At 64.5% G+C, this 6,772-nt stretch carries 6 protein-coding genes; 5 read left to right on the top strand and 1 reads right to left on the bottom strand.

Going from position 1 to position 6,772, the window contains the following annotated elements; all coding sequences use genetic code 11:
* Positions 1–11: 11 nt before the first annotated feature.
* Positions 12–1,256 (bottom strand): TIGR04063 family PEP-CTERM/XrtA system glycosyltransferase, encoded by a 1,245-nt coding sequence (locus AC3WJD_RS15435; RefSeq protein ID WP_492747587.1) that lies wholly within the window; start codon positions 1,254–1,256, stop codon positions 12–14.
* A gap of 158 nt (positions 1,257–1,414) precedes the next feature.
* Here AC3WJD_RS15435 and AC3WJD_RS15440 point away from each other — a divergent pair, with 158 nt between their 5' ends.
* From AC3WJD_RS15440 to AC3WJD_RS15460, 5 genes are all read left to right on the top strand, one after another.
* The gene (locus AC3WJD_RS15440) at positions 1,415–2,773 is read left to right on the top strand and encodes a putative O-glycosylation ligase, exosortase A system-associated (RefSeq protein ID WP_492747588.1); all 1,359 of its coding nucleotides are present in this window, start codon (positions 1,415–1,417) and stop codon (positions 2,771–2,773) included.
* Entirely contained in the window at positions 2,770–3,843 is a 1,074-nt protein-coding gene (locus AC3WJD_RS15445; protein WP_492747589.1) for an acyltransferase family protein, read from the top strand. Before AC3WJD_RS15440 ends, AC3WJD_RS15445 begins: the two co-directional genes overlap by 4 nt.
* A 62-nt stretch (positions 3,844–3,905) precedes the next feature.
* Positions 3,906–4,907, top strand: coding sequence for a DNA topoisomerase IB (locus AC3WJD_RS15450; RefSeq protein ID WP_492747590.1), 1,002 nt, complete (start codon positions 3,906–3,908; stop codon positions 4,905–4,907).
* A gap of 12 nt (positions 4,908–4,919) precedes the next feature.
* On the top strand, positions 4,920–6,080 hold the full coding sequence (locus tag AC3WJD_RS15455; RefSeq protein ID WP_492747591.1) for a mechanosensitive ion channel family protein: 1,161 nt from the start codon (positions 4,920–4,922) through the stop codon (positions 6,078–6,080).
* A 194-nt stretch (positions 6,081–6,274) separates the two neighbouring features.
* Positions 6,275–6,733 carry a MaoC family dehydratase gene (locus AC3WJD_RS15460; RefSeq protein ID WP_492747592.1) on the top strand — a complete coding sequence of 153 codons (459 nt, stop codon included), beginning with the start codon at positions 6,275–6,277 and terminating at the stop codon, positions 6,731–6,733.
* Positions 6,734–6,772: the final 39 nt, after the last annotated feature.

Consider the following 6,772-nt stretch of genomic DNA (forward strand, 5'->3'; position numbering starts at 1 on the left):
GGTTTTATCCTTCAGAGCGCAAGCCCGGTGAGCTTCTGGTAAACGGGGAGATAACGCGAAATATTTGACGACCAGTTACGATCGCGTTCGACAAAGGCGCGCGCGGTGTCGCGGCGCAGCTCCCAGCTAGCGCGATCCGCGAACATCTGTGCCAGCGCCTCGGCCATCGCAGCGGGATCGCCGGGCGGGAACAGCGTTCCGGTGACGCCATGCTCGATCAGTTCGCGATGCCCGCCAACATCGGACGCCGCGACCAGCCGACGCTGCGCCATCGCCTCGAGCGGCTTCAAAGGGGTAACCAGCTCGGTCAGCCGCATCGCCTTGCGCGGATAGGCGAGAATGTCGGCGAGGCTGTAATAGCGCTCGACCTCCTGGTGGGGCACGCGGCCGACGAAATGAATGCGATCGGCCACGCTCGACACCGCGCGCTGCGCGCGCAGCGCATCCTCGATCGGGCCGCCGCCGACGAGTAGCAGGTGCGCAGCGGGGCGTTCGGCGACCAGCAGCGGCATCGCCGCCATCAGATCGTCGAGGCCCTCATAATCGTAAAAGCTGCCAATGAAGCCGACGACCTCGGCGCCGTCCAGACCGAGCGCGTGCCTGAGTTCGATATCCGGCCGCGGCGGATCGCCGAACAGCTCGAGATCGACACCATTGGGCGAAACGATGATCTTGGCGGGATCGACCCCACGGACAATCAAATCCTGCCGCAGCCCTTCGCAGATCACCGCAACTCCATCGGCGGCATTTGCGGCGTGGGTTTCGAGTTGACGTGTCAGCCAATAGCGCGGCGAGCCCTCAGTGCCTGTGCCGTTGCCGACCGCCGCATCCTCCCAGAAGGCGCGAATCTCATAGATCAGCGGGATATTGTGTCGGCGCGCAACGCGCTGCGCGGCGAGCGCGTTGAGCACGGGCGAATGCACGTGGAGCTGATCGGGGCGCCAATCGCGCACGAGTGCGTCGAGCCGCGTAGCGAGCGCCTGGATCTCGCGCCATTCGCGCAGTGGACTCGGTCCCTTGAGCGGATGCGGCGTGCGGAAGAAGAGCAGACCATCGACCTCCTCGGGATCGCCGCTGCTGGGCGCCGAATGCCGCGCCCCTGTCAGCCCCGCCACCTCCCAGCCGCACGCCAGCTGCGCCTTCAGTATCGCACGCGTGCGGAAGGTATAGCCGCTGTGCAGCGGCAGGCTGTGGTCAAGGATGTGCAGGATGCGCACCGCGTTCGGGTCCCCCAATTCGTCCGGTCGCTTCGACATGCCATCAAGAGACTTAACGCGACGTCAACTCGGGCGCGTTAAGTGTGCACAGGTGATCGACAATTTCTCCCTTGCGCTGACGCATGGCCTGCTTCTGCTCGCGGCATGGCGACTGTTGTTCCGCGCCGATCTCGATCGCGAGGACGAGGATCAGGGCGGTGCGTGACCTCGTCTTCGTCGCCTTCCTCATGGCGCTGCTCGCCACGGGCTTCCGGCGCCCCTTCCTGCTCGTGCTCGCCTATGTCTATGTCGACGTGGTCGCGCCGCAACGGCTGACCTACTGGCTGCTCAATTTGGTGCCGGTCTCAATGATCGCGGCGGCACTCGCGATGCTCTCCTGGGCACTGGTGGACGATAAGCGCAACGCCCGCGGGGCGCCGCGCCAGCTGCTTATGCTCGTACTGCTCGGCTATTGCTGGATGACCACGGTCAACGCCGACTTCCCGATCGAGGCGGCGTTCAAATGGGAATGGGTGTGGAAGGCGATGGCCTTCGCGATCTTCCTGCCGCTGACGCTCACGACGCGGCTCAGGATCGAGGCGCTCGCGCTCTACATGGTGCTATGCGCGGCCTCGATCATCATTGTCGGCGGGATCAAGACGCTGGCATCGGGCGGCGGCTATGGCGTTCTCAACCTGATGGTAAGCAACAATGCCGGACTTTACGAAAGCAGCACCATCTCCGCGATCGCCATCGCGATCATCCCGCTGATCCTCCACCTGATGAAGTTCGGGACGATCTTTCCGCCCGACCGGCGCGTCCGGCTGTTCGGCGCCGCGCTGATCTTCGCATGCCTGCTGATCCCGATCGGCACCGAGGCGCGCACGGGGCTGGTCTGCATCGGCGTGCTCGCACTGCTACTGCTGCGCGATGCCAAGCGGCGCCTGCTCTATCTGGGGCTGATGGGCGCCGCCGGCATACTCGCCCTGCCCTTTCTGCCACAGAGCTTCACCCAGCGCATGGGGACGATCGGCGAATATCAGGCGGACAGTTCAGCTTCCTCGCGCGTGGCGGTGTGGCAATGGACATGGGAGTACGCCAAGGAGCATCCGCTGGGCGGCGGCTTTGACGCCTTTCGCGGCAATCATCTGCGCGTCGAGAAGGTCGAGACGCAGACGGTGGGAAATGTGAAAGACGTCACGCGCACCGTCGAAACCGACATCGCGCGCGCCTATCACAGCGCCTATTTCGAAATGCTGGGCGAGCAGGGCTATCCCGGACTGGCGCTCTGGCTGATGATCCAGCTGGGCGGACTATGGCGCATGGAGGTGCTGCGCCGCCGCTATCGCAAGGCAGGCGAGGAGGATCGCTGGGTCGTTTCGCTCGCCACCGCGCTCCAGAACGGGCAAATGATCTATCTCGTCGGCGCGGCGTTCATCGCGATCGCGATCCAGCCCTTTGCGCTCATGATGATCGCGCTCCAGATCGGGCTCGACACCTATCTGGGACGCCGCGCGAAGGACAAGGCCTTCGTGCCAATGGCGCCGCCCCGCCGCAGCGGACCACTCCCAGCATGAGCGTTCGGCCCGCAGAACTAAAGAGCCTTACGAGCATTCGCGGCATCGCCGCCTGGCTGGTCGTGCTCTATCACGTTCGCTCGGGAATGGGCGGCTATCTGCCCGAAACCGTGATGGCGGCACTCGCCAAGGGCTATCTGGCGGTCGATCTGTTCTTCATGCTTTCCGGCTTCGTGCTGTGGCTCAACTATGCCGAGCGGCTGCAGGAAGGCGGCCTCGCCTCGGTCCCCGGCTTCTACTGGCGTCGGATCGCGCGTGTGTGGCCGCTTCATGCCTTCATCCTGGCGGGCCTGCTTGCTTTCGCACTGCTGCTCAAGGCGAGCGGCCGCGGCAACGACGCCGCCTATCCGCTGTCCGAGCTGCCATTGCATATCGCGATGCTCCAGAACTGGGGCTTCACGAGCGGACTGAGCTGGAACCACCCGGCGTGGTCGATCAGCTGCGAGTTCGCGGCCTATCTCCTTTTTCCGCTGATCGTGCGTGCGGTCGACTGGCACAAGGCGCGCACGTCACTACTGGCTGCCGGGCTCGTCACGCTTGCCGCTCTCGCATGGCGCGTGATCGACACGCCCGGACTCGGCGACGACATCACCGGGTTCGGATTGTGGCGGTGCCTGATCGAGTTTGCGATGGGCACGATCCTGTGCACGCTGTGGCAGCGCTGGCGCGGGCGGCCGGACGCGGCCCCGGTCGCGGCGGGTGTGGCGGCGATTGCGGCTGGCGGCTGGACGATGGGCCTTGGCGAGACCTTCGTCGTGCCGCTGTTCCTTGCTGCTCTGCTCGCGCAGTTCGCATTCACCGACGACGCACGCCGCAATCCGCTGCGCGCACGCTCGCTGGTCTGGCTGGGCGAGATCAGCTACGCGACCTATCTGGTGCATTTCCCGCTCTTTGTGCTCTTCAAACTGATCTTCGTGACCGATCCCACCGCGATCACGGGGCCGCTGATCGCCCTCTATCTGGCGTTCGTGCTCGGGACCTCGGCGCTGCTCCATCATTGGGTGGAAAAGCCCGCGCAGCGCGCGCTCAACGGCCTCGCACCCGGCCCGCGCCGTACCGTCATGGCCTGAACCTCGCGGAACGATCCGGCCCGGCCAGGGGTTGAGATCGGGTTCGGAAACGAGGAGTTGGTGTGCCGAAGCTCTGTTATGTCGACGACGGTCTGCCCGGCATCAGCCGGCGTCGTTCGGGCCGCGCCTGGGCCTATTTCGATCCCAAGGGCAAGCGCATCACCGATCGCGACGAGATCGACCGACTGAATGCGATCGCGCTGCCGCCCGCCTATGAGGATGCATGGTTCTGCCCCTCGCCCGACGGACACATCCAGGCGACCGGATTCGATGCGCGCGGCCGCAAGCAATATCGCTATCACGCTGATTTCCGCGCGCAGCAGGAAAACGCTAAATATGATCGCTGCGCCGATTTCGGACGCGCGTTGCCGCTGATCCGCGCGCGTGCCGAGGCCGATCTGCGGCGCACGACTATCTCGAAGGAGCGTGCGGTCGCCGCGATTGTACGGCTGCTCGACCTTGGCAGCATCCGGATCGGCAACGAGGCGTACGCGCGCGCCAACCGGAGCTTCGGCGCAACTACGCTCAGGACGCGCCATGCCGATGTGCGCGGGCGGACGCTACGCCTCGCCTATCGCGCCAAATCGGGCAGACAGAGGGTAGTGGCGGTGACCGATGGCTCACTCGCCCGTTTCGTCAGGCGATGCCAGGATCTGCCGGGGCAGCATTTGTTCCAGTATCTCGACGAGGATGGCGCTCCCAGTCCGGTCAGTTCGACCGACGTCAATGCCTATCTGCGCGAGGCGGCGGGCGAGGATTTCACCGCCAAGCATTTCCGGACGTGGAGCGCCAGCGTGATCGCCTTTCGGACGCTGCATGAAACCGAGGCACCGTTGCCGATGCGCGCATTGCTGGAACCCGTGGCCGCGGCGCTCGGCAACACGCTCGCCATCGCGCGCAAATCCTATGTGCATCCCGCGCTGATCGCATTGGCCGGCAAGCAAAATCCTCTGCCCTTGCGTCTGCCCCGCGCCACCCGGTATCTGAGCCGCACCGAACGCGGGTTGATCGACTGGCTCGACAGCCTTGACACCAAATCGGCGCGCCCAGCGATCGCCGCCTGACAAGGACGCCTGATGACCGTCACTAATACGGCCCCCCCCCTGATTCCCGATGGCGGCACTGGCCGCACGCTGATGGAGCTCTGGAACGACGCCGCGCGCTGGTTTTCCAGCCACAGCATCGAGATCCTCATCGCCGCGGGGATCGCAACCGCCATCGTCTTCGCGCTGATCGGGATAAGGCGCTTCGGCGTGCATCTGTGCCGGAGGGAGGACCATACCGGCTGGCGCACGATCGTCGGCCGCGCGGTTTCGAAGACGGGCACCTTTTTCATCGTGATGATCGCGGCCCGGCTGGTTGCGGGCTATGCCGACGCGCCACCGCTGATCTTCCGCACGATCGCGTTTCTCTTCACCATATCCGCCGTCCTGCAGTTCGCCGTCTGGGCGCGCGAGGTCGTGCTGGGCATTATCGAGCGCCGCGCCGGCAGCGACGACTATCATGGCGAGGCGATCAACAATGCGATGGGGATCATCCGGCTGCTGGTGACCGTGGCGGTATTCGCGATTGCGGGCGTCGTCGTCCTCGACAATCTGGGGGTCAACATCACCGGCCTCGTAGCGGGCCTCGGCATCGGCGGCATTGCGATCGGCATGGCCGCCAAGGGCGTGTTCGAAGATCTGTTCGCCGCTCTATCGATCCTGTTCGACAAACCCTTTCGCCGCGGCGACGCGATCAAGTGGGACTCGACCTCGGGTACCGTCGAATCGATCGGGCTCAAGACGACGCGTATCCGCGCGATCAGCGGCGAAGAGGTCATCGTCTCCAACGCCAACCTGCTCAGCAAGGATGTCCACAACATGGCACGGCTGCACCGCCGTCGCCAGATCCTCACCTTTGGCCTGATCTACCAGACCCCGCCCGAAACCTGCACGCGCGTCCCGGAAATCATCCGCGACGAGATCGAGGCGCTGGGGAAATCCCAACTCGTACGCTGCGGCATGACTGGCCTCGGCGAATCGAGTCTCGATTTCGAAGTGCAGTTCGACGTACTCTCCGACGATTTCGAGGTCGCCTTCGCCGTGCGCAGCAATGCCTGCATCGCGCTGCTCAAGCGCTTCGCAAGCGAAGGCATCGAATTCGCCTATCCGACGCAGACGACCTTCACCGCGGCGCCCAACGGCAAGATCATCATGCCCTATCGCGAGCGCGAGCCGGCGACGAAGGCGGGTTGATCAAGCGTCGGCTGTGGTCCCGACCGCGGCCCCAAGACGAAAGCCCGATGCTTTTCGATCGACTGCAAGGTGACGTTGCGGAATCCAGCGCTTTTGACTCAGCGGCTTTTCGCGCCGTATTTTCGGCGCCATTCGGCAACGCGCGCACGAGGATCACCGGCGTCGATCTGCCCGAAATGGTCGAAAGGAAAAAGATGAAGCACGTCCCCGTCGCGGAATTGATGGCAAAGAAGGGTGAGGCAATCGGCACCTCCGAATGGCTGGCCGTCGATCAGGCGATGATCGACAAGTTCGCCGACGCGACGGGCGATCACCAGTTCATCCACGTCGATCCCGACAAGGCGAAGCTGACGCCCTTTGGCGGCACGATCGCGCACGGTTTCCTGACGCTGTCGCTCTTTCCCATCCTGTTCGAGAAGTCGGATGCCCTGCGCGCCGAGGGCGTGAAGATGGGCGTCAACTATGGTGGCAACAAGGTGCGCTTCCTCGCCCCTGTTCGCTCGGGCAAGCGCGTGCGCGGCCATTTCAAGCTGCTCGACCTCGAGGAGAAGCGGCCGGGCCAGTTCCAGCAGACGATCGAGTTCACGGTGGAGATCGAGGGCGAGGACAAGCCAGCACTCATCGCCGAATGGATCAGCCAGTTTTTCATGTGAAGCAGTAAAGCCCCTCTCTTCCAGGGAGGGGTTGGGGTG

This window comes from Sphingobium sp. FW306-1B-F04DB (assembly GCF_058781925.1).

Coding starts and splice junctions, on each gene's coding strand:
- AC3WJD_RS15435 (WP_492747587.1), bottom strand. CDS start 1,256: ATGTCGAAGCGACCGGACGAATTGGGGGACCCGAACGCGGTGCGCATC.
- AC3WJD_RS15445 (WP_492747589.1), top strand. CDS start 2,770: ATGAGCGTTCGGCCCGCAGAACTAAAGAGCCTTACGAGCATTCGCGGC.
- AC3WJD_RS15455 (WP_492747591.1), top strand. CDS start 4,920: ATGACCGTCACTAATACGGCCCCCCCCCTGATTCCCGATGGCGGCACT.
- AC3WJD_RS15460 (WP_492747592.1), top strand. CDS start 6,275: ATGAAGCACGTCCCCGTCGCGGAATTGATGGCAAAGAAGGGTGAGGCA.